Genomic DNA, 626 nt, shown 5'->3' on the forward strand with positions numbered 1-626 from the left:
TTACATGTTCGGGTAATTCGGCCCGCCGCCGCCTTCCGGCGTGACCCACACGATGTTCTGCGTCGGGTCCTTGATGTCGCAGGTCTTGCAGTGCACGCAGTTCTGCGCGTTGATCACCAGGCGATCGCTGCCGTCGTCGTTCTTCACGAACTCATACACGGCCGCCGGGCAGAAACGTGCCTCCGGCCCCGCGTACGTACGCAGGTTCACGTTCACCGGCACGCTCGCATCCTTCAGCGTCAGGTGCGCCGGCTGGTTCTCTTCGTGGTTCGTGTTCGAGATGAATACCGACGAGAGCCGGTCGAACGTCAGCTTGCCGTCCGGCTTCGGATACTCGATCGGCTGGCATTGCGACGCCGGCTTCAACATTTCGTGGTCCGCATGCTTGTGGTGCAGCGTCCACGGCACGTTGCCGCCCATCACCTTCTGCTCGAGCCCGACCATCAGCGTGCCGAGGTACAGCCCCTTGGCCATCCACTGCTTGAAGTTGCGCGCGCGATACAGCTCCGTGTACAGCCACGACTGCTTGAAGGCGTCCGGGTACGCGTTGAGCTCGTCGCTCTGGCGGCCGGCCTGCACCGCGTCGAATGCGGCGTCGGCCGCCAGCATGCCGGTCTTGATCGCCG

1 protein-coding gene is annotated in these 626 nt (G+C 63.9%); it reads right to left on the reverse strand.

Annotated elements, in window-relative coordinates:
* Positions 1–626 (reverse strand): 4Fe-4S dicluster domain-containing protein (locus CFB39_RS38520; protein ID WP_179257817.1); only part of this gene is annotated, 626 nt, incomplete at its 5' end.

It is taken from the genome of Burkholderia sp. AU6039, from assembly GCF_002223365.1.
In the GTDB taxonomy this organism is placed as follows: Bacteria; Pseudomonadota; Gammaproteobacteria; order Burkholderiales; family Burkholderiaceae; genus Burkholderia.